Source organism: Burkholderia lata, assembly GCF_902499335.1.
Classification (GTDB): domain Bacteria; phylum Pseudomonadota; class Gammaproteobacteria; order Burkholderiales; family Burkholderiaceae; genus Burkholderia; species Burkholderia lata_B.
Map to the genome: position 1 here is coordinate 64,972 of NZ_CABVQK010000012.1, position 20,054 is coordinate 85,025.

Consider the following 20,054-nt stretch of genomic DNA (forward strand, 5'->3'; position numbering starts at 1 on the left):
ACCGGTCATTGTTTCATAGTTGTGCGACGGGCACCCGGGGACGCCCATCCGGGGACGGCGATCGGGAGACCGGCAGCGGCGCCCTCGAGCGTCACGCGTCGGCGTCGTCGGGCCAGCCTTCGCCCGTGCCGCGATGCAGCACGCGATCGGAATCGAGCACCGCGCCGGCCGCGAATTCGGGCAGCGCGGCGAGCCGGTCGGCCAGCGCACGGCCGTCGACATCGGCGAGCGCGAACAGCTGCGCGAAATCGTCGATCACGAAGTAGGTCTTCTGGAACGTGTCGATCCGGTACTTCGTGCGCATCACGCGCTCGAGGTCGAAACCGAGCCGGTTCGGCGCCGCGCTTTCGAGGCTGTACAGGCTTTCGCCCTTGCTCGACACGATCCCGGCACCGTAGATCGACAGCCCGTTCGCGCCGCGCGGATCGCGGATCAGCCCGAATTCCACCGTATACCAGTAGAGCCGCGCGAGGCGCGCCAGCGCTGCTTCGTCGTCGGCGACCGCGAGCGCGCTGCGGCCGTACGCCTGCATGTAGTCGGCGAACACCGGGTCGATCAGCAGCGGCACGTGGCCGAACAGGTCGTGGAAGCAGTCGGGTTCCTGCAGGTAGTCGAGCTGGTCGGGGCGGCGCATCCACCACGTGACGGGGAAGCGCCGGTTCGCGAGATGCTCGAAGAACACGCGGTCGGGCACGAGGCCCGGCACCGCGACGATTTCCCAGCCCGTTGCCGGCTTCAACTGGCGGTTCACGTCGGCGAACGACGGCACGCGATCGGCCGGCAGGTCGATCTTCCCGAGCCCCGCGACGAACGCATCGCACGCGCGCCCGCGCAGCAGTGCCGACTGGCGTGCATAGAGCTGCTTCCACACCGCGTGGTCGACCTGGCCGTAACGCGCGAGCGGCTGGTCGATGGTGAAATCGGCGCGGGTTTCGAGGCCCGCATCGAACTGCTCCTGCAGTTTCGCGGTGACGACGGTGGACATGATCTGGCTCTGCACGTAGCGGTTGGGAACCATGCAAGTGTAGAGCGGGGTGCGCGCGGAATGGGCGCAATATTGGCGTTGATTTGCCTATTGATGCGATAATCGCGCATCAAATCACGAATCAATGCGGAGAATGCTCATGCTGGAACTCGATCACTTCGATCTCGCGCTGCTGGACGTGCTGCAGCGCTTCGGCCGCGCGACGCATCAGCAGCTTGGCGAGGAGGTGCCGCTGTCGCCGTCGCAGATCGGCCGGCGGCTGCAGCGGCTCGAGGCGGCCGGCGTGATCGAAGGCTATCGCGTGATGCTGCGCCCCGAAAAGCTGGGGCTCGGCGTCACCGCGTTCACGAGCCTCAAGCTCAAGCATCACGGCGATTCGATCATCGAGCAGTTCCAGCAGCAGATCGACGTGCTGCCCGAAGTGCTCGAATGCCATGCGGTGGTGGGCGATGCCGACTACCTGCTGCGGATCGTTGCGCCCGACCTGAACGCGCTGTCGCAGTTCGTGATGAAGAAGCTGATGCGCGTGCCGGGCGTCGACAGCGTGCGCTCGAACATCGTGCTGACGACCTTCAAGCGCAACGGCGCGCTGCCGCTCGCGCACCTGGCGCCCGGCGCCGCATGATGCCGCGATAGGGCGGCGACCGGGCGGCGGCAGGGTTGAAGGCGGCGCGGGTTGCGCCGCCTTGGGGCAGGGCCGGATCAGGCCGTTTCGTGCTGCGTGTCGGCGTTCAGCAGGTCGACGTACGCGACCGCGACGAGATCGTCCTGCGATACACCGAGCTTCGCGAACACGTCGTGTGCTTCGGCCTCGCCGCCGGCTTCGTCGTCGTCGGGGCCGAGCACGACTTCCAGTTCGATGAAGTCACCGAGGCCGTCGACGCGGTCGAGGTGGATGCGGGTGCGGCCCGCGAGGTACACGTGCCGTTCCTTCGTCACGATTCCGCGCGTGGTCAGCGCGGTGGCGAGCAGCGCGTGCATCGCGTCGGGGTTCGTCACCGGGCTGCGCGTGTAGTACGACGCCTTCGGGCCGTCGCGATCGTCGCGCTGGTAGAAGATCAGTTCGGCGGGCGTGCCGTCCTCGAAGCGGCGCAGCTTCAGCCGGCCGCGCGGCACGTCATAGAAGAAATCCTGCTGGCGATAGAACAGCGGCGCTTCGGTCGCGAGGGTCGCCGCGCGTTCGCGCAGCTGGTCGAATTCGCGGGCGCGGGCTTTGATCTCGATGTTGCGGGCCATGCGGGTCTCCTTCAATCGGGGTCTCGCGGTGTGCGAACGCACAATCTAGCAAAAAGCCCGCGAAGGTGGCGTGACGACCGGCGGGACGCGGCGACACGACGCGGCCGGGAGGGTTGGCCCCGTGATTTCCCCGTTCACCCACACGCGATGGCCCGCACGGTCGCCGGCTGCCGACCGGCGATGTGTCAGGCGCTGACGCCCGGTGCGCGGCCAGCCGCGGCGCTATCAGCGGCACTCATATCGTCCACTGTGCTTCGATCAGCCGCAGCGCGGCCGCGATCGCCGGTTCGTCGCACCGCTCGGCGAGCGTCACGAACGTCAGTTCGGTCGGCACCGTCACGGGTTCGACGATCGTCAGCGCATGCGCGTGCGCTTCGGCCAGCGCCGTCGAGTCGCGCGCGAGCGTCAACCCGATTCCCGATTTGACGAGATCCAGCATCGACTGCTCCTGGTCGACCTCGGCAACCTTGAGCGGCTGCGCGCCGGCGTCGGCGAAGCGCCGCGACAGCAGCCGGTTGTGCGCGGACGCCGCCGGCGTCCAGATCCACGGCAGCGTGGCAAGCGAGCGCCAGTCGTGTGCGCGCTGCACGCGCTCCTTCCAGCCGGCCGGTGCGAGCACGCGGTACTGGAAATGCGTGAGCGTGACGGTGTGGAACAGTGCGCCGTCGAGCGGATCGTCCTCGCCCGGCCGGCCAATGTAGTAGCCGACGTCGAGCGCCTGCGAGCGCACCTGTTCGATCACCCAACCCGACATCCCGTGCCGCAGCGCCGTCTCGATCTGCGGATGGGTTTCGACGAGCGCGCGCAGGAAGCCGCCGAGCCGCAGGAAGCCCGGATCGAGGATCGTGCCGATCCGCAGCCGGCCGCGTACCTCGTGCCGCAGCGCAGCAGCGGCGCGCTGCACGTCGGCGGCCGCGGCGAGCGCGCGTTCGGCGTGCGGCAGCAGCGTCTGGCCGTCGCGCGTGAGCGCGAGCCCGCGCGACGTGCGCGTAAACAGCGTGACGCCGAGCGTTTCCTGCAGATGCTTGATCTGCAGGCTGACCGCCGGCTGCGTCAGGTGCAGCTGCACGGCGGCGCGCGTCAGGTTGCCTTCGCGCGCGACCGTCGCGAACGCGCGGAGCAGGGTGAGATCCATCGTCGTGATATGAGCGCAGCTTATAACGCAGTTCAGCATAACTCATTGGATCGGCGGCCGGCGGCCGGAGTACGCTTCATCGGTCGTGACGCGCGGGGCCGCAGGCGCGGCTCGCGACGCACTATGCTGAAAATGACGCGCGCCGTTGCGCCGCGTGACAGGAGACAAACCGTGACTACACAACGCACGCTAGAAGGCGAATTCGATTACGTGATCGTCGGCGCAGGCACCGCGGGCTGCGTGCTCGCGAACCGCCTGACCGAAGATCCCGACATCCGCGTGCTGCTGCTCGAAGCGGGCGGCAAGGACGACTATCACTGGATCCATATCCCGGTCGGCTATCTGTATTGCATCGGCAACCCGCGCACCGACTGGCTGTACAAGACGCAGCCCGAAGCCGCGCTCAACGGCCGGGCGCTGTCGTATCCGCGCGGCCGCGTGCTCGGCGGCTGCTCGTCGATCAACGGGATGATCTACATGCGCGGCCAGCGCGAGGATTACGACAGCTGGGCGCAGGAAACCGGCGACGCCGGCTGGTCGTGGGACAGCGTGCTGCCGATCTTCAAGCGCAGCGAGGATCACCATGCGGGCGCGAGCGATGCGCACGGCGCAGGCGGTTACTGGCGCGTCGAGAAGCAGCGGCTGCGCTGGGAGATCCTCGAATCGTTCGCGCAGGCCGCGCAGCAGACGGGCATCCCGGCAACCGACGATTTCAATCGTGGCGACAATACCGGGGTCGGCTATTTCGAGGTGAACCAGAAGCGCGGCGTGCGCTGGAATACGTCGAAGGCGTTCCTGCGGCCCGCGATGGCGCGCCCGAACCTGACCGTGATCACCGGCGCGCAGGCGCAGCGCGTGATCTTCGACGGGCGGCGCGCGGTCGGCGTCGAATATCACGGCGGCGGCACCGATTACGTTGCACAGGCGCGCTCGGAGGTGCTGCTGACGTCAGGCGCCGTGAATTCGCCGCAGTTGCTCGAACTGTCGGGTATCGGCGATGGCCGGCGGCTGCAGGCGCTCGGCATCGACGTCGTGCAGGATCTGCCGGGCGTCGGCGAAAACCTGCAGGATCACCTTCAACTGCGGATGGCGTTTCGCGTCGAAGGCGTGCGCACGCTCAACACGCTGTCCGCGCACTGGTGGGGCAAGCTGATGATCGGCGCCGAATATGCATTGCTGCAGCGCGGGCCGATGTCGATGGCGCCGTCGCAGCTCGGCGCGTTCGCGAAATCCGATCCGGACGATCCCGCGCTCACGCGCCCCGATCTCGAATACCACGTGCAGCCGCTGTCGCTCGAACGCTTCGGCGAGCCGCTGCACAGCTTCAACGCGTTTACGGCGTCCGTGTGCCATCTGCGGCCGACGTCGCGCGGCAGCGTGCATATCGCGAGCGCCGATCCGGGCGCGGCCCCCGCGATCGCGCCGAACTATCTGTCGACCGATCACGATCGCCACGTCGCCGCGAACGCGCTGCGGCTCACGCGCCGGATCGCGTCCGCGCCAGCGCTCGCACGCTATCGTCCCGAGGAAATCCTGCCGGGCACGCAGTACCGGAGCGAAGCCGAGCTGATCGAGGCGGCCGGCGCCGTCGGCACGACGATCTTCCACCCGGTCGGCACCTGCCGGATGGGGCGTGCCGACGATGAGCGTGCGGTGGTCGACAGCCGGCTGCGCGTACGCGGCATCGCGGGGCTGCGGATCGTCGATGCATCGGTGATGCCGTTCATTACATCGGGCAACACCAATTCGCCGACGCTGATGATCGCCGAGCGGGCGAGCGACATGATCCGTGCCGATCGCCGCGCGGCGCGCGAAGCAACGCCGGTGCGCACGGAGGCCGCGACGACGGCCGCGTGACGGGACGCTGACACGCACGACAGCGGGCCGTCATGATGACGCCCGCTGATTCGCTATGCGAAACAAGCTGCTGTTGCAGCACCGGTGCCGATGGCGCCGATTGTGCCGGATTGCCGGCAAGATCCATGCAAGCCGTGCAGCCGCACGGCTTTTTTGTTGCGTGCTTGCCGGGCCGTGCGGAGGGCAACGGTCGATGATGCACGTGTCAAAAAATCGTGGCGAAAAGCCGTGCACAGCCGCACGCGACATGGCGGCCAGCCCTATAAGTGCAAATCCCGATGATTGCACTGCACCAACGGCGAGACAATGTGGCGCAGTGTGCATACGCGTCGGCGCGGGAGACCACCCTCGAGGCGTAACACGGCGCCCGGGGCAGCCTGCTCATCCGCTGACCTGTTTCGCGGACGCTTCTCGCGGATCTTCCCGGTGCTTCGCCTGACTTCGTACGGAAGGGAACATGATTCTCGGCGACACGATTCTGGAAACACGCGGACTGACAAAGGAATTCAGGGGTTTCACGGCCGTCAACGGCGTGAACCTGCGTGTGCGTCGCGGTGCGATCCATGCGCTGATCGGACCGAACGGCGCGGGCAAGACCACCTGCTTCAACCTCCTCACCAAATTCCTCACGCCAACGGCCGGCCAGATCGTCTTCAACGGCATCGACATTACCGACGAGCGGCCCGCGCAGGTCGCGCGGCGCGGCATCATCCGCTCGTTCCAGATCTCGGCCGTGTTCCCGCACCTGACCGCGCTGCAGAACGTGCGCATCGGCCTGCAGCGCGCGCTCGGCACCGAATTCCATTTCTGGCGCAGCGAACGCACGCTGAAGCGGCTCGACGATCGCGCGATGGACCTGCTCACGCAGGTCGGCCTCACCGATTTCGCGCAAGTGCCGACCGTCGAGCTCGCGTACGGTCGCAAGCGCGCGCTGGAGATCGCGACCACGCTCGCGATGGAACCCGAACTGATGCTGCTCGACGAGCCCACGCAGGGGATGGGCCACGAGGACGTCGATCGCGTGACCGCGCTGATCAAGAAGGTCGCGAGCGGCCGCACGATCCTGATGGTCGAGCACAACATGAACGTGATCGCGGGCATCTCCGACACGATCACCGTCCTGCAACGCGGCGAGGTGCTGGCCGAAGGCTCGTATGCGGAAGTGTCGAAGAATCCGCTTGTCATCGAGGCCTACATGGGCAGCGCCGATGCGGCGCTCGCGGGGGCGCACGCATGAAGCACAGCGAACGGGAGGAACGCGAATTGAGCGGCGTCGAAAGCGGTACGCCCGCGCTGGAGATCACGGGCCTGGAGGCCTGGTACGGGGAATCCCACATATTGCACGGTGTCGATCTGACGGTGCATCGCGGTGAAGTCGTCACGCTGCTCGGCCGCAACGGCGCGGGCCGCACGACGACGCTGCGCGCGATCATGGGCCTCACGGGCCGCCGCAGCGGGTCGATCAAGGTCGCGGGCAACGAGACGATCGGCCTCGCGACGCACCGCATCGCGCATTTCGGCATCGGCTACTGCCCGGAGGAGCGCGGGATCTTCTCGAGCCTGTCGTGCGAGGAGAACCTGATGCTGCCGCCGCCGATCGGGCCGCGCGACCACGCGATGTCGATCGACGAGATCTACGCGATGTTTCCGAACCTCGCGTCGCGCCGGCAGAGCCAGGGCACGCGACTGTCCGGCGGCGAGCAGCAGATGCTCGCGGTCGCGCGGATCCTGCGCACCGGCGCGAACCTGCTGCTGCTCGACGAGATTTCCGAAGGCCTCGCGCCGGTGATCGTACAGGCGCTGGCGCGGATGATCGTCGCGCTGAAGGCGCGCGGCTACACGATCGTGATGGTCGAACAGAATTTCCGCTTCGCCGCGCCGCTCGCCGACCGGTTCTACGTGATGGAGCACGGCAGCATCGTCGAACATTTCCAGGCGGCCGAACTGGAAAGCAAGATGCCGACCCTGCACGACCTGCTCGGGGTGTGACGCCGCCCCGTCTCTCTGGCCGCTAGCCGTGGCGGCTTCAAACAACCACAACGCATCAGAACAACAGGAGACGTCAATGAAAATGAAGACCCTCGCACACGCCTGTCTCGCGCTCGCGACTGCCGCGTTCACCGCCGGCGCCGCGCAGGCCGCGGATACCGTGAAGATCGGCTTCATCACCGACATGTCGGGGCTTTACGCGGATATCGACGGGCAGGGCGGCCTCGAGGCGATCCGCATGGCAGTTGCCGACTTCGGCGGCAAGGTACTCGGCAAGCCGATCGAGGTCGTCTATGCCGATCACCAGAACAAGGCCGACATCGCCGCATCGAAGGCGCGCGAATGGATGGACCGCGGCGGGCTCGACCTGCTGGTCGGTGGCACGAACTCGGCCACCGCGCTGTCGATGAACCAGGTCGCGGCCGAGAAGAAGAAGGTCTACATCAACATCGGCGCGGGCGCCGATACGCTGACCAACGAGCAGTGCACGCCGTACACGGTCCACTACGCATACGACACGATGGCGCTCGCCAAGGGCACCGGCTCGGCGGTGGTGAAGCAGGGCGGCAAGACGTGGTTCTTCCTGACCGCCGACTACGCGTTCGGCAAGGCGCTCGAGAAGAACACGTCGGATGTCGTGAAGGCGAACGGCGGCCAGGTGCTCGGTGCGGTGCGCCACCCGCTGTCGGCATCGGATTTCTCGTCGTTCCTGCTGCAGGCGCAGTCGTCGAAGGCGCAGATCCTCGGCCTCGCGAACGCGGGCGGCGACACGATCAACGCGATCAAGGCCGCGAAGGAGTTCGGCATCACGAAGTCGATGAAGCTCGCCGCGCTGCTGATGTTCATCGACGACGTGCACAGCCTCGGCCTCGAGACGACGCAGGGCCTCGTGCTGACCGACAGCTGGTACTGGAACCGCGACGCGGCGTCGCGCCAGTGGGCGCAGCGCTACTTCGGCAAGATGAAGAAGATGCCGTCGAGCCTGCAGGCGGCCGACTACTCGTCGGTGACGACCTACCTGAAGGCCGTGCAGGCTGCCGGCACGACCGACTCCGACAAGGTGATGGCCGAGCTGAAGAAGATCAAGATCAACGACTTCTACGCGAAGGGCTACATCCGCACGGACGGCAGCATGATCCACGACATGTACCTGATGGAAGTGAAGAAGCCGGCGGAGTCGAAGGAGCCGTGGGATTACTACAAGGTGCTCGCGACGATTCCGGGCGAACAGGCGTTCGGGACCAAGCAGGAGACGCGCTGCGCGTTGTGGAGGTAAGCAGGGCGTAGCGGCGCGCGCGGGCGCGCCGCTCGGTGGCGGCTGCAGCGATGTGCCCGCTGCGCCGCCCGCGTACGCGACGCACGAAGGTTGCGTGCGCAACGAAACTCATTCTGACGGCTAAGTCGATGGAAATCTTTGGCATTCCGTTGCCGGCGATGCTGAGCCAGTTGCTGCTCGGGCTCGTCAACGGCTCGTTCTACGCGATCCTGAGCCTCGGGCTCGCGGTGATCTTCGGGCTGCTCAACGTGATCAACTTCGCGCACGGCGCGTTGTTCATGCTGGGCGCGATGCTCGCGTGGATGGGCATGTCGTATTTCGGGCTGCCGTACTGGGCGATGCTCGTGATCGCGCCGCTGGTCGTCGGCGCGTTCGGGATCCTGATCGAGCGCTCGATGCTGCGCTGGCTGTACAAGCTCGATCACCTGTACGGGCTGCTGCTCACGTTCGGGCTCACGCTGGTCGTCGAAGGCGTGTTCCGGTCGATCTACGGCTCGTCCGGCCAGCCGTACGACGTGCCGTCGCAACTGTCCGGCGCCACCAACCTCGGCTTCATGTTCCTGCCGAACTACCGCGCGTGGGTCGTCGTCGCGTCGCTCGCGGTGTGTCTCGCGACGTGGTTCGTGATCGAGAAGACGCGCCTGGGCGCCTACCTGCGTGCGGGCACCGAGAACCCGAAGCTCGTCGAGGCGTTCGGCGTGAACGTGCCGATGATGATCACGCTCACCTACGGCTTCGGCGTCGCGCTCGCCGCGTTCGCGGGCGTGCTGGCCGCGCCGGTGATCCAGGTGTCGCCGCTGATGGGCCAGCCGATGATCATCACCGTGTTCGCGGTGGTCGTGATCGGCGGGATGGGCTCGATCCTCGGCTCGATCGTCACGGGCCTGCTGCTCGGCGTGATCGAGGGTTTCACGCGCGTGTTCTACCCCGAAGCGTCGGCCACCGTCGTGTTCGTGATCATGGCGATCGTGCTGCTGTTCCGCCCGGCGGGCCTCTTCGGCAAGGAAAAATGATGCAGAGAAAAGTGCTCTACGGCGTGCTGCTCGCCGCACTGCTCGCCGCGCCGTTCATCGGCGCGTACCCGGTGTTCGTGATGAAGGTGCTCACGTTCGCGCTGTTCGCGGCCGCGTTCAACCTCCTGATCGGCTATACGGGGCTGCTGTCGTTCGGCCATGCGATGTTCCTCGCGACCGCCGGCTATGCGACCGGTTATTCGATCCAGACGCTCGGTTTCACGCCGGAGCTCGGCGTGCTGGTCGGTACCGTTGCCGCGACGCTGCTCGGGCTCGTCGTTGGATTGTTCGCGATCCGGCGGCAGGGCATCTACTTCGCGATGATCACGCTCGCGTTCGCGCAGATGGTCTACTTCATCTACCTGCAGGCACCGTTCACGCACGGCGAGGACGGGCTGCAGGGCGTGCCGCGCGGCCACCTGTTCGGGCTGCTCGACCTGTCGAACGACGTCGCGCTGTACTACGTCGTGCTGGCGGTGGTCGTCGCCGCGTGCGCGTTCATCGTGCGGGTCGTTCATTCGCCGTTCGGCCAGGTGCTCGTCGCGATCAAGGAGAACGAAGCGCGCGCGATCTCGCTCGGCTACGACACAGACCGCTTCAAGCTGCTTGCATTCATCCTGTCGGCGGGCATCGCGGGGCTGGCCGGCTCGCTGAAGGTGCTCGTGCTCGGCTTCGAGACGCTGTCGGACGCGTACTGGACGATGTCGGGCCTCGTCGTGCTGATGACGCTCGTCGGCGGGATGGGCACGCTGTTCGGGCCGCTGCTGGGCGCGGCGCTGATCGTCGCGCTGGAAGACCGGCTCGGTGACATCGGCGAATGGCTCGCATCGACCACAGGCGTCGCGTGGTTCCATTCGCTCGGCGAATCGGCGACGATCGTCACGGGGCTGATCTTCATCGCATGCGTGCTTGCGTTCCGGCGTGGCATCGTCGGCGAAATGGTCGCGCGGATCAAGCCGCTCAGGGCGTCCTGAATGCGTGCGGCGCGCGTCACATCGGGTTGATGCGAAGCACCATCCGGCATGCTCCGGAAGGGCGCCGCAGCGGGCTCGGGCCGGCGCCGCGCGGCAGGCTGGTGCCCCATTTTCGTGCGGCGATGCACCATAGGGGTAAATGCTAAGTTGTCGCAGTGTGAAAGGTCCTTTAATCTTCGTCCTAGTTCTGATGCACCGCGAAACGAATTTGCAGGTGGAGAACGAGGAGACAATCGAGGCACAAAGTGCCCGGACCCCAAAGCGCTGTTGGACGGAATCCAACAGCGCTTTTTCATTTGCGTGCACGGATTTGCGTTGATGGTGCATCGGCCGGCGCAGTGGCCGCATTCCGCGCTTGCGTTCGCACCGCGCTTCTTTCGCGCTTCGCCGCGTCCCCCCGTTTTTCCCGTTTTCCGCTTTCCCACGATTCGTTCGCAGACGATGCGCAGCCGTGCGCTGGCCGTTCGGGCTAACCCGGTTGGCGTGCGCAAAACGCGTCCGTTACACTCAGCTTTCGCCGACCGCACGGTCGGGAAAATCGGTCGGCAGTTCTCCTACAAGCAGAATGCAGAAGAGGGAGTACGGTTGGATGAGCAGCGCAGGACGATGGATCGGGGCAGGAAGGGCGGCTGGTGCCGTTCGTTCGTCGTGGGATTGGTCTGCCGTCGCCGCGGCCTTCCCGAGCCGTTCTGCGGCCTGTAGGCGCATTCCGGCGCCGTCGCCGGTCGTTGCGTGCGCATCCGTATCGGTATTCTCATCCGCATTCGCATGAGCGGCCGGCTTCCCGATCATGTGCCGCTCGCCGGCCTGGCCGCATCAGGCCGGAACGGCGCGCCTTTCCTTGATCGTTGCGCATGCATCGATTGCCCGCACGATTCCGCATTTCTCCGCTTTCTTCATCCTGACGACACCGCTGCTGCGCATCGTGACGGTCGAACGACCGTTTCGACCGCCGGCCGGTGCGTCCGCGCGCGGTGCCGTCCGGGCGCCGTTGAAGGTGAGGTGTTTCACGGGAAAACGAGCGTAGGCGTGGCAAGGCGAGATAGTTAAATTATTAACTTGTTTTGGGGACCGGGAGCCGCCCGAGCGACCCGTGGCTTTTTCGAGCAGCGTTTGGAGACAACGTAAATGAAGATGAATCGATGGATGGAGGCCGTGCTTGCCGCGGGCCTCGTGTGCGCGGCGGCAACGGCGTCGGCGCAGGTGAAGATCGGCGTGACGCTGTCGGCTACCGGGCCGGCCGCGTCGCTCGGGATTCCGGAAAAGAACACGATCGCGCTGCTGCCGAAGGAAATCGCGGGCAAGAGCGTGCAGTACATCGTGCTCGACGACGCATCCGACACGAGCCGCGCGGTACAGAACGTACGCAAGCTGATCGATGAAGATCACGTCGACGCGATCATCGGCTCGTCCGTCACGCCGAACTCGCTCGCGATGCTCGACCCTGTGTCTCAGGGCAAGACGCCGACGATCTCGCTCGCGGCGAGCGCGCAGATCATCTCGCCGATGGATGCGAAGCGCGCATGGATGTTCAAGGTGCCGCAGAACGACCAGCTGATGGCCGACGCGATCGCCGGCTACATGGCGAAGCACGGCGTGAAGACGGTCGGTTTCATCGGCTTCGCGGATGCGTATGGCGACAGCTGGTACAACACGTTCAACGCGGCGGCCGCGAAGAACGGCCTGAAGGTCGTGTCGAACGAGCGCTACAACCGCACCGACGCGTCGGTGATGGGGCAGGTGCTGAAGCTGATGGGCTCGAATCCGGATGCCGTGCTGATCGCCGGCTCGGGCACGCCGGCGGCGCTGCCGGCGAAGACGCTGAAGGAGCGTGGCTACAAGGGCAAGGTGTACCAGACGCACGGCGTCGCGAACAACGACTTCCTGCGCGTGTGCGGCAAGGATTGCGAAGGCGAGATCCTGCCGGCCGGCCCGGTGCTCGTGACCGACCAGCTGCCCGATTCGAACCCGGTGAAGAAGCCGGCGCTCGGCTACAAGGCTGCGTACGAGAAGGCGTACGGCGCGGGCTCGCTGGCGACGTTCGGCGGCCATGCGTGGGACGCGGGGCTGCTGCTGCAGCGTGCGATTCCGGAAGCGCTGAAGAAGGGCCAGCCGGGTACCGAGGCGTTCCGCGAGGCGCTGCGCGCGTCGATCGAGAACGTGAAGGACCTGCCCGTGTCGCACGGCGTGATCAACATGACGCCGACCGACCACAACGGCTTCGACACGCGTGCGCGCGTGATGGTGCAGATCGTCGACGGCAAGTGGAAGCTGCAGGGCGAGTAAGCATCACGTGAAACCGGCATGCGCGGCGCGAATGGCGCCGTGCGTGCCGTCGGCAGGGCGCCGGGCCTGACGGGCCGCGCCCGTGCCCATGTCGTGTGGAACCACCGGGGCTCGCCGCGTGGCGACCGACGCGCCGATCTTGCGGCCCGTGCGCCCCGGCCTTTCCTGTCTTTCGTTTCTCCTCAGCATTCTCGATACACGAAACGTATGGATCTCTCGATTGCAGCGATCCTCGCGCAAGACGGCATTACGACCGGCGCCATATATGCATTGCTGTCGCTGGCGCTCGTACTGGTGTTTTCCGTCACGCGGGTGATCTTCATTCCCCAGGGCGAATTCGTCGCCTACGGTGCGCTGACGCTTGCCGCGTTGCAGGCGCAGAAATTCCCCGCCACCTGCTGGCTGCTGTTCGTGATGGGCATCGCGTGCTTCCTGCTCGAAGTCGGCGGCCTGATCCGGCATCGCGAACGGCGCCATCAGCTCGGTCGCACGCTCGCGACGCTCGGCAGCCGCTACGTCCTGCTGCCGCTGGCAGTGTTCGCGATCACGCGCAGCTTTGCCGCGCAGCCGCTGCCGATGCTCGCGCAGATCGCACTGACGCTCGCGATCGTCGTGCCCATGGGGCCGTTCGTCTACCGGCTCGTGTACCAGCCGATCGCCGAAGGCACGACGCTGCTGTTGCTGATCGTGTCGGTCGCCGTCCACTTCGCGATGGTCGGCCTCGGGCTCGTGATGTTCGGCGCGGAGGGCTCGCGTACCAACGGCTTCTCGGATGCGTCGCTCGCGATCGGCAGCATGACCGTGTCGGTGCAGAGCATTCTGGTGGTCGTGACGGCGCTCGTGCTGATCGGCGCGCTCTATGTGTACTTCGGCCGCACGATCGCCGGCAAGGCGCTGCGCGCGACGTCGGTGAACCGGCTCGGCGCGCGGCTCGTCGGCATCGGCACGACCGAGGCAGGGCGGCTCGCGTTCACGTTCGCCGCGGGGCTCGGCGTGCTGTCCGGGATCCTCGTCGGCCCGCTGACGACGATCTACTACGACTCGGGCTTCCTGATCGGCCTGAAGGGTTTCGTCGGCGCGATCATCGGCGGGCTCGTCAGCTATCCGCTCGCGGCCGCCGGCTCGCTGCTCGTCGGCGTACTCGAATCGTATTCGTCGTTCTGGGCGAGCGCCTACAAGGAGGTGATCGTGTTCACGCTGATCATTCCGGTGCTGCTGTGGCGGAGCTTCGCGACGCCGCACTCGGAAGAGGAAGAGGAGTGACACGATGAAGACGATGGTACGCAACAAGACCTTCTGGGTGTTTCTCGTGGTGCTGTTCGCGCTGCCGGTGCTGCCCGGCGCGCTGCAGGTGCCTGAATATTGGATCACGCTGCTGAACTACATCGGCCTCTATGCGATCGTCGCGATCGGGCTCGTGCTGCTCACGGGTGTCGGCGGGATGACGAGCTTCGGGCAGGCCGCGTTCGTCGGCATCGGCGCCTATGCGACCGCGCTCCTGACGACGCGCTATGGCGTGTCGCCGTGGCTCGCGCTGATCGTCGGTGTCGTGCTGACGGCGCTCGTCGCGCTCGTGCTCGGCGCGGTCACGATGCGGTTGTCCGGCCACTTCCTGCCGCTCGGCACGATCGCATGGGGCCTCGCGCTGTTCTACCTGTTCGGCAACCTCGAACTGCTCGGCAAGTACGACGGGATCAACGGGATTCCGGCGCTGAACCTGTTCGGCATCACGCTCGAAAGCGGCCGCAGCCTGTATTTCCTGATCTGGGCCGTCGTGCTGGCCGCGATCGTGTCGGTGCAGAACCTGCTGAACAGCCGCCCGGGCCGCGCGATCCGCGCGCTGCGCGGCGGCGGCGTGATGGCCGAGGCGATGGGCGTGAACACCGCGTGGATGCGCGTCGTGATCTTTGTCTATGCGGCCGTGCTCGCGGCCGTGTCGGGTTTCCTGTACGCGCACCTGCAGCGCGCGGTGAACCCGACGCCGTTCGGGCTGAACCACGGGATCGAGTTCCTGTTCATGGCCGTGGTCGGCGGCGTGTCGCACGTGTGGGGCGCGGTGCTCGGTGCGGCGATCCTGACCGTGCTGCAGGATTACCTGCAGACGCTGCTGCCGAAGCTGCTCGGCTCGGAAGGCAACTTCGAGATCATCGTGTTCGGCGTGCTGATGGTGCTGCTGCTGCAGTACGCGCGCCAGGGCGTGTGGCCGTTCGTCGCCAGGTTGTTCCCGCGCGGGCCGCGTGCGCATGTGCCCGAGCATGCTGATCCGTTGCCACAGCGTGCGAAGCCGGCGGCCGGCGAGCCGCTGCTCGTCGTCGACAACGCGCGCAAGCAGTTCGGCGGGCTCGTGGCCGTCAACGACGTCAGCTTCGACGTGAAAGCGGGGCAGATCATCGGGCTGATCGGCCCGAACGGCGCCGGCAAGTCGACCACGTTCAACCTCGTGACGGGTGTGCTGAAGCCGACGGGCGGCGCGATCACGTTCCGTGGCGAGCGCATCGACGGGCTCACGTCGCGCCAGATCGTCCGCCGCGGCATCGGCCGGACGTTCCAGCACGTGAAGCTGTTGCCGGCGATGACGGTGCTCGAGAACGTCGCGATCGGTGCGCACCTGCGTGGCCATACGGGCGTATGGCGCAGCGTCGCGCGGCTCAATGCCCATGAGGAGGCGCAGTTGCTGGCCGAGGCCGCACGCCAGATCCGCCGCGTCGGGCTCGAAAAGCACATGTACGACGAAGCCGGCAGCCTCGCGCTGGGCCAGCAGCGGATTCTCGAAATTGCACGGGCGCTGTGCTGCGACCCGACGCTGCTGCTGCTCGACGAGCCGGCTGCCGGGCTGCGCTACCAGGAGAAACAGCAACTCGCCGACCTGCTGTGGCGGCTGAAGACGGAAGGCATGAGCGTGTTGCTCGTGGAACACGACATGGATTTCGTGATGAATCTCACCGACCGGTTGGTGGTGATGGAGTTCGGCACGCGGATCGCGGAAGGGCTGCCGCAGGACGTGCAGCAGGATCCGGCGGTGCTCGAAGCGTATCTGGGCGGGGTGGAGTGATGACGGACACGACGATGCCGATTCTCGAAGTGCGCGGGCTGGCAGTCCGGTACGGGAAGGTGGAGGCGCTGCACGGCGCGGCGATCAAGGTTGGTGCGGGACAGATCGTCAGCGTGATCGGCCCGAACGGCGCCGGCAAATCAACGTTGCTGAACGCGATCATGGGCGCGCTGCCGGTGAACGGGCATGCGTCGGGCGCGGTCGTGTATCGCGGTCACGACGTCGGTGCATTGCCGGTCGAGCAGCGCGTCGCACGCGGGATGTGCCTCGTGCCGGAAAAGCGTGAGCTGTTCAGCACGATGACGGTCGAAGACAACCTCGTGCTGGGTGCGTATCGGCGCAAGCAGGCCGGTGAAGCCAACTTCCTCGACCAGCTCGATCACGTGTTCGCGCTGTTTCCGCGGCTGAAGGAGCGGCGCAAGCAGGCAGCCGGCACGCTATCCGGCGGCGAGCGGCAGATGCTCGCGGTCGGCCGCGCGCTGATGGGCAAGCCCGACCTGCTGATGCTCGACGAGCCGAGCCTCGGGCTGGCACCGCTGATCGTGAAGGAGATCTTTCATATCATCAGCGCGTTGCGCGGTACGGGTGTGGCGACGCTGCTGATCGAGCAGAATGCGCGGGCTGCGCTACAGATCTCCGACTACGGCTACGTGCTGGAGACGGGCGAATTTGCGCTGGAAGGGCCGGCGGCTGAACTCGCGCAGAATCCACGCGTGATCGAAACGTACCTTGGGTTGGTGAAGAAAACGGCTTGACCGGTGATGCAGTTGGCGGGAAACGGGCGGCGTGTTTCACGTGAAACACGCCGTTTTTGTTTTTGGGGCGAGATGTGATGCCGATACATCGGCGGTTGGCAGCCAGGGGATAAGTGCCAGGGAAACAGTCGGAAGCTCTGTGTGGTGGTGGGCGACGTGATCACAGTGCGGGGGACGTATCCTGGCAGCCGCTTGGTGGTAGTTGCCGTTTGTTCCACAGACCGACGATGTGTCGAGCCACCGGGGATAAATGTCGGGCGAACCGACGGAATTTCTGTGGGGAAGAGGGCGGGTGCGGTCGCGCAGGGTGCTCCGTCCGGGATGTTGCGCGGACCACAGGCGTCGAATGGTGCGCGTATTTCACGTGGGTTTCTCGGCGACCGAATATTTACATAGGCACAAGCAGCCATGTGCGGTGGGCCGGTGATGTGTCGAGTCACAGGGGATAAGTGTTGGGCGAACCGATGGAACTTCTGTGAAGACGAGGGCGGGTGTGGTCGCACCGGGGTTCCGTCCGGGGTGTTGCGTGCGCCACAGGCGTCCGATTGGGTCGCATGTTCCGCGTGGGTTTTCCCGGCGGCCAGGACATTTGCACAGGCACAACAATGTGCAGTGAGCGGGCTGGAAGCATTGCAGGAGTGGCTCTGAGCCACAGATTCATCGGTTCATCGCCGAAAAATTGCCGAAATGCACAGACCCTACCATTCGGACGGCATTCGGGTGAAAAGCGAACCCGCTATAATTCGGCCCATACATTTCTCAGATAGGTTCGTGCGCAGCTCTGCGTACGGAATCCACCATGCTTTTTCCCACAGAATTTGACGTCATCGTCGTCGGTGGCGGCCATGCCGGCACGGAAGCCGCGCTGGCGTCCGCCCGCATGGGCGCAAAGACACTGCTGCTGACCCACAACATCGAAACGCTTGGGCAGATGAGCTGCAATCCGTCGATCGGCGGCATTGGCAAGGGCCATCTGGTCAAGGAAGTCGATGCGCTGGGCGGCGCAATGGCAGCCGCGACGGACGAGAGCGGCATTCAGTTCCGGATCCTCAATTCGTCGAAGGGCCCGGCTGTGCGCGCGACGCGTGCGCAGGCCGACCGCATCCTGTACAAGGCCGCGATCCGCCACCGGCTCGAGAACCAGCCGAATCTCTGGCTGTTCCAACAGGCCGTCGACGACCTGATGGTCGAAGGCGATCGGGTGGTGGGGGCGGTCACGCAGATCGGTATCCGCTTCCGCGCCCGTGCGGTCGTGTTGACCGCCGGTACGTTCCTCGACGGCAAGATCCACGTCGGCCTGAACAACTACACGGGTGGCCGCGCAGGCGATCCGGCGGCCGTGTCGCTGTCGTCGCGCCTGAAGGAGCTGAAGCTGCCGCAGGGCCGCCTGAAGACCGGTACGCCGCCGCGTATCGATGGCCGTTCGATCGATTTCTCGAAGCTGACCGAACAGCCGGGCGATCTCGATCCGGTCCCCGTTTTCTCGTTCCTGGGCCGCGCAGAGCAGCATCCGCAGCAACTGCCGTGCTGGGTCACGCACACGAACGAGCGTACGCACGACATCATTCGCGGCGGTCTCGACCGTTCGCCTATGTATACAGGCGTGATCGAAGGCGTCGGGCCGCGCTATTGCCCGTCGATCGAGGACAAGATCCACCGGTTCGCATCGAAGGAATCGCACCAGATCTTCCTGGAGCCGGAAGGGCTGACGACCAACGAGTTCTACCCGAACGGGATCTCGACGAGCCTGCCGTTCGACGTCCAGCTTGAGCTCGTGCACTCGATGCTCGGCCTCGAGAACGCGCATATCCTGCGCCCCGGCTACGCGATCGAGTACGACTACTTCGACCCGCGCGCGCTGAAGGCGTCGCTCGAGACGAAGGCGATCAACGGGCTGTTCTTTGCGGGCCAGATCAACGGGACGACCGGCTATGAAGAGGCGGCCGCGCAGGGCCTGCTGGCCGGCCTCAATGCGGGCCGCTACGTGCAGGAGAAGGACGCATGGTGCCCGCGCCGTGACCAGGCCTACCTTGGCGTGCTGGTCGACGATCTCGTGACGCGCGGTGTGGCCGAGCCGTACCGTATGTTCACGAGCCGCGCCGAGTATCGCCTCAGCCTGCGTGAAGACAATGCCGACATGCGTCTGACCGAGATCGGCCGCGAACTGGGTCTCGTCGACGATGCGCGCTGGGATGCATTCAGCCGGAAACGCGACGCTGTTTCACGTGAAACCGAACGCCTGAAGTCGACGTGGGTCACGCCGAAGACGTTGCCGGCGGAAGAGGCGACCGCGCTGCTGGGCAAGGCGATCGACCATGAATACAGCCTCGCCGAGTTGCTGCGCCGTCCGGGTATCAGCTACGACGGCGTGTGCGGACTGAAGGGCGGTGAATGCGGCCCCGCAGAGCCGTTGGCTGACGATCCGGTGTTGCTCGAGCAGATCAAGGAGCAGGTCGAGATCGGCATCAAGTATCAGGGCTATATCGAGCGCCAGGCATCGGAGATCGAACGCAACGATGCGAACGAGAACACGCGCCTGCCGGACGGCATCGATTACCGCGAAGTCCGCGGCCTGTCGTTCGAGGTGAGCCAGAAGCTCAACGAGTTCCGGCCGGAGACGATCGGGCAGGCGTCGCGCATCTCGGGTGTCACGCCGGCAGCGATCTCGCTGCTGATGGTGCACCTGAAGCGCCGCGGCCTGGGACGCCGTAATGGCACTGCCGAAGCGGCAACGGAGCAGGGGGACGGCGCCGTCCCGACGCAACAATGACGGCGCGTCGCGCGCCGGCGGTTAATCGGGATGTACTGGAAGGGATGCTCGTCGAAGGCACGACGGCGCTCGACCTCGCACTGACGGATGCACAACGCAACCAGCTGCTCGACTACGTCGCGCTGCTCGGCAAGTGGAACGCGGTCTACAACCTGACCGCGATCCGCGACCCGAAGCAGATGCTGATCCAGCACATCCTCGATTCGCTTTCCATCGTTTCGCATCTGCGTGGCCGTGCATCGGCCCGCGTGCTCGACGTCGGCTCGGGCGGCGGATTGCCGGGTATCGTGCTGGCGATCGTCGAGCCGGAGTGGCAGATCACGTTGAACGATATCGTGCAGAAGAAGTCTGCCTTCCAGACTCAGATGCGCGCGGAGCTGAAGCTCGCGAACCTGTCGGTGGTCACCGGGCGGGTCGAATCGCTGCAGCCGGGTGTCGAAGTGCCGGAAAAATTCGACATGATCGTCTCTCGCGCTTTCGCGGATCTGTCCGACTTCGTTAAACTTGCTCGACATCTGGTCGCGCCGGGCGGATCGATCTGGGCAATGAAGGGCGTTCATCCGGATGACGAGATTGCGCGGTTGCCGGAAGGCAGCCGCGTCAAGCAGACGATACGGTTGGCGGTGCCGATGCTCGATGCCGAACGGCATCTGATCGAAGTGGCCGTCGACGAGGCGAATTGAAGGGCAGGCGCGCAGTAGCGCGCCGTTTGTTTGAAGGTAAAGG

General features: G+C 65.8%; 17 protein-coding genes. 13 read left to right on the forward strand and 4 right to left on the reverse strand.

From position 1 onward, the window contains the following. Nucleotides 1-91: 91 nt before the first annotated feature. Nucleotides 92-985 carry a phenylalanine 4-monooxygenase gene (gene phhA, locus BCO18175_RS27505; RefSeq protein ID WP_217483931.1) on the reverse strand — a complete coding sequence of 298 codons (894 nt, stop codon included), beginning with the start codon at nucleotides 983-985 and terminating at the stop codon, nucleotides 92-94. 139 nt (nucleotides 986-1,124) lie between these two features. Between phhA and BCO18175_RS27510 the strand changes: the two genes are divergently transcribed. Further along, the gene (locus BCO18175_RS27510; protein ID WP_006408082.1) at nucleotides 1,125-1,610 is read left to right on the forward strand and encodes an Lrp/AsnC family transcriptional regulator; all 486 of its coding nucleotides are present in this window, start codon (nucleotides 1,125-1,127) and stop codon (nucleotides 1,608-1,610) included. Nucleotides 1,611-1,687: 77 nt separating this feature from the next. Here BCO18175_RS27510 and BCO18175_RS27515 read toward each other — a convergent pair whose 3' ends face one another. Together BCO18175_RS27515 and BCO18175_RS27520 are read right to left on the reverse strand one after the other, a co-directional pair. Next, complete coding sequence (locus BCO18175_RS27515; RefSeq protein ID WP_174985742.1) at nucleotides 1,688-2,221, reverse strand: class IV adenylate cyclase; 534 nt, start codon at nucleotides 2,219-2,221, stop codon at nucleotides 1,688-1,690. 235 nt (nucleotides 2,222-2,456) lie between these two features. Beyond that, nucleotides 2,457-3,356 (reverse strand): LysR family transcriptional regulator, encoded by a 900-nt coding sequence (locus BCO18175_RS27520; protein ID WP_174985744.1) that lies wholly within the window; start codon nucleotides 3,354-3,356, stop codon nucleotides 2,457-2,459. 171 nt (nucleotides 3,357-3,527) lie between these two features. Here BCO18175_RS27520 and BCO18175_RS27525 point away from each other — a divergent pair, with 171 nt between their 5' ends. From BCO18175_RS27525 to BCO18175_RS27550, 6 genes are all read left to right on the forward strand, one after another. Continuing rightward, nucleotides 3,528-5,213, forward strand: coding sequence for a GMC family oxidoreductase (locus BCO18175_RS27525; protein WP_174985746.1), 1,686 nt, complete (start codon nucleotides 3,528-3,530; stop codon nucleotides 5,211-5,213). Nucleotides 5,214-5,670: 457 nt separating this feature from the next. Next, the gene (locus BCO18175_RS27530) at nucleotides 5,671-6,450 is read left to right on the forward strand and encodes an ABC transporter ATP-binding protein (protein WP_021160426.1); all 780 of its coding nucleotides are present in this window, start codon (nucleotides 5,671-5,673) and stop codon (nucleotides 6,448-6,450) included. Next, complete coding sequence (locus tag BCO18175_RS27535; RefSeq protein WP_059682652.1) at nucleotides 6,447-7,202, forward strand: ABC transporter ATP-binding protein; 756 nt, start codon at nucleotides 6,447-6,449, stop codon at nucleotides 7,200-7,202. The genes BCO18175_RS27530 and BCO18175_RS27535 overlap by 4 nt, the downstream gene beginning before the upstream one ends. Nucleotides 7,203-7,278: 76 nt before the next feature. After that, nucleotides 7,279-8,478, forward strand: coding sequence for an ABC transporter substrate-binding protein (locus BCO18175_RS27540; RefSeq protein ID WP_174985749.1), 1,200 nt, complete (start codon nucleotides 7,279-7,281; stop codon nucleotides 8,476-8,478). 128 nt (nucleotides 8,479-8,606) lie between these two features. Then, a complete protein-coding gene (locus tag BCO18175_RS27545) occupies nucleotides 8,607-9,491 on the forward strand; it encodes a branched-chain amino acid ABC transporter permease (RefSeq protein WP_174940246.1) in 885 nt (294 codons plus the stop codon). Further along, nucleotides 9,491-10,465: a branched-chain amino acid ABC transporter permease gene (locus tag BCO18175_RS27550; RefSeq protein ID WP_174970778.1), complete on the forward strand. Its 975-nt coding sequence runs from the start codon at nucleotides 9,491-9,493 to the stop codon at nucleotides 10,463-10,465. Before BCO18175_RS27545 ends, BCO18175_RS27550 begins: the two co-directional genes overlap by 1 nt. 507 nt (nucleotides 10,466-10,972) lie before the next feature. On the opposite strand, the gene BCO18175_RS27555 is transcribed toward BCO18175_RS27550, so the two are convergent. After that, complete coding sequence (locus tag BCO18175_RS27555; protein WP_174985671.1) at nucleotides 10,973-11,257, reverse strand: hypothetical protein; 285 nt, start codon at nucleotides 11,255-11,257, stop codon at nucleotides 10,973-10,975. A gap of 336 nt (nucleotides 11,258-11,593) precedes the next feature. Here BCO18175_RS27555 and BCO18175_RS27560 point away from each other — a divergent pair, with 336 nt between their 5' ends. The 6 genes from BCO18175_RS27560 to rsmG all read left to right on the forward strand — a co-directional run bounded on the left by BCO18175_RS27560 (nucleotide 11,594) and on the right by rsmG (nucleotide 20,011). After that, the gene (locus tag BCO18175_RS27560) at nucleotides 11,594-12,751 is read left to right on the forward strand and encodes an ABC transporter substrate-binding protein (protein WP_174985751.1); all 1,158 of its coding nucleotides are present in this window, start codon (nucleotides 11,594-11,596) and stop codon (nucleotides 12,749-12,751) included. 207 nt (nucleotides 12,752-12,958) lie between these two features. Then, entirely contained in the window at nucleotides 12,959-14,014 is a 1,056-nt protein-coding gene (locus BCO18175_RS27565) for a branched-chain amino acid ABC transporter permease (RefSeq protein WP_174985753.1), read from the forward strand. 4 nt (nucleotides 14,015-14,018) lie between these two features. Beyond that, complete coding sequence (locus BCO18175_RS27570) at nucleotides 14,019-15,803, forward strand: branched-chain amino acid ABC transporter ATP-binding protein/permease (protein WP_174985755.1); 1,785 nt, start codon at nucleotides 14,019-14,021, stop codon at nucleotides 15,801-15,803. After that, nucleotides 15,803-16,558, forward strand: a complete 756-nt coding sequence (locus tag BCO18175_RS27575) for an ABC transporter ATP-binding protein (RefSeq protein WP_174985757.1) — start codon at nucleotides 15,803-15,805, stop codon at nucleotides 16,556-16,558. Before BCO18175_RS27570 ends, BCO18175_RS27575 begins: the two co-directional genes overlap by 1 nt. Nucleotides 16,559-17,357: 799 nt before the next feature. Next, complete coding sequence (gene mnmG, locus BCO18175_RS27580; protein WP_174985759.1) at nucleotides 17,358-19,328, forward strand: tRNA uridine-5-carboxymethylaminomethyl(34) synthesis enzyme MnmG; 1,971 nt, start codon at nucleotides 17,358-17,360, stop codon at nucleotides 19,326-19,328. Beyond that, nucleotides 19,325-20,011: a 16S rRNA (guanine(527)-N(7))-methyltransferase RsmG gene (gene rsmG / locus BCO18175_RS27585; RefSeq protein ID WP_174985761.1), complete on the forward strand. Its 687-nt coding sequence runs from the start codon at nucleotides 19,325-19,327 to the stop codon at nucleotides 20,009-20,011. The genes mnmG and rsmG overlap by 4 nt, the downstream gene beginning before the upstream one ends. Nucleotides 20,012-20,054: the final 43 nt, after the last annotated feature.